Annotated in this window: 2 protein-coding genes; both read left to right on the top strand. The window is 53.2% G+C overall.

Going from position 1 to position 1,847, the window contains the following annotated elements; genetic code table 11:
• Positions 1-54 precede the first annotated feature (54 nt).
• Positions 55-1,461 (top strand): packaged DNA stabilization protein, encoded by a 1,407-nt coding sequence (locus tag ABYP33_RS18920; RefSeq protein ID WP_373092886.1) that lies wholly within the window; start codon positions 55-57, stop codon positions 1,459-1,461.
• Positions 1,454-1,747, top strand: a complete 294-nt coding sequence (locus tag ABYP33_RS18915; RefSeq protein WP_373092885.1) for a hypothetical protein — start codon at positions 1,454-1,456, stop codon at positions 1,745-1,747. Before ABYP33_RS18920 ends, ABYP33_RS18915 begins: the two co-directional genes overlap by 8 nt.
• Positions 1,748-1,847: the final 100 nt, after the last annotated feature.

Genomic DNA, 1,847 nt, shown 5'->3' with positions numbered 1-1,847 from the left:
CAGGCAGAGTAGAAACGCGCCGTAAATACATCAACGTAATCCCGGTGAGCTGATATGCCCGAAGCCATCCTGAACCTGATTAAAGGCGATAAGGTGGGGGCAGAAACGGACTACCGGGACGCCCTACCCGTCAATATGTACGCCGTTGAGCGCCAAATGTTTGGCGTGAAGGGCTATATGCTCCAGATGCCGGGGCTGTCATCGTACACCACGGCTGTCGGCAAAGACCGTGGCGGGCATTGGAACGATCAGCAGAATAAACACTTCCGCGTATCGGGGAATAAGTTTGTCACTGTCGCTAATGGCACATCTACCACACTCGGCACGGTAGCCGGGACGGGGCAGGTTGCTATGGATCACTCGTTTAACACCCAGGCGGTCGTGGCGGGTGGCAAATATTACCTATATGACTCCACCAATGGGTTCCGCGAGGTGGTTGATGCCGACCTCGGTACACCTATCGACGTGGTGTGGGTTGATGGCTACTATTTCTTCACAGATGGCGAGTTCATCTACCACACAGACATAAGCGATGAATCAAGCATTGACCCGCTGAAGTTCGCGACTGCGGAGTTTATCCCTGATTACACCTATGGCGTGGCTAAAACCGAAGACAACAAGGTTATGGTATTTGGCCGGTATTCCATCGAGTACTTTGTTAACGCCGCGACTGAGAACTTCGCCTTCCAGCGCGTACCTACCCGAGCGCTCAAGCTGGGCATTGTCGGCACCCACTGCAAAGCAGAGGTTGGTGGAAAGATGTATGTGCTGGGTGGACGCAAAGAAGAGGCGGTTTCTCTCCATGTGATTGGAGTGGGTAGTGCCACAAAGCTTGGAACCCGTGAGGTTGACAAGGTTATTGCCCAATACTCCGAGGCTCAGCTATCCAACGCCCGGATTGAGTCGTTTGAGCACGATGGTTACACCTTCGTTATCATCCATCTGCCGGACGATGTCTTGTTGTTCAACCAGACCATCGCGGCATCGGCTGGAGTTGGGCAGGCGTGGAGCATCCTGAAGTCAGACGCAAACGGTGATACTCCTTGGCGGGCAATCAATGGCGTGTTTGACCAAGCGCAGAATACATGGGTATTTGGTGACAAGATTGATTCGCGCATAGGGAAGATAGACAGCTCCGTTTCTACGCATTACGGTGATATAGCGGAGTGGATACTTTACACGCCGTTCACTTATCTGGAGTCAGCCAGCTTGGACGAGGTAGATGTTGAAACCATCCCCGGCTTTACCTCGGCAGAAGATGCCACCGTTGCAATATCAATGACGTATAATGGCGTGACATACGGTAAAGAGTGGTTTGAGATGTATGGGCTGCCCCATGATTACGGCAAGCGGTTCATCATTCGCCGCATGGGGTACGTGAGCGACTGGGTCGGGTTCAAGTTGCGCGGTGCCAATACATCGCGGGCGGCATTCGGTAGAGCGGTGCTAACCTATGGCTGAGCAGATAGACCCGTACAAACGCCGTCTAGCTCTGAACGCTCAAGAGATTCAGGAGCTGACGCAGTGGCCAGACTCTATGGTTCAGGATTACCTGAACATATTGGAGGATTTGCTTACGCTGACCAACGCGGTCAATGATGCGTCTGCATCCCCTCGGCAGTTTGTCCAGATCGTCACGGACGATGACCCGCCAGCATTGCCAAGCGAACAAGACCCCACTCTTCCCGCGACAATACGTTGCAGGCGCAGTGATGACAGATACGAGGACTATGTGTACGAGCCATGAGCGACGTTAGAAGGTTAGTCCATCAAGTTTATTTCGACGACTCCGGTGTTCTCCGGGCTGTTAGCAATGATGAGCCGTTACCCGTTACTGGCGATTGGCT

Source organism: Zhongshania sp. (assembly GCF_041584495.1).
Taxonomy (GTDB): domain Bacteria; phylum Pseudomonadota; class Gammaproteobacteria; order Pseudomonadales; family Spongiibacteraceae; genus Spongiibacter.
The sequence above is the reverse complement of the archived record's forward strand: the minus strand, read 5'-3'. Positions and strand labels throughout refer to the sequence as shown.

Excerpts from the sequence above, each read along its gene's own strand:
- ABYP33_RS18920 (WP_373092886.1), top strand. The coding sequence starts at position 55 with ATGCCCGAAGCCATCCTGAACCTGATTAAAGGCGATAAGGTGGGGGCA.
- ABYP33_RS18915 (WP_373092885.1), top strand. The coding sequence starts at position 1,454 with ATGGCTGAGCAGATAGACCCGTACAAACGCCGTCTAGCTCTGAACGCT.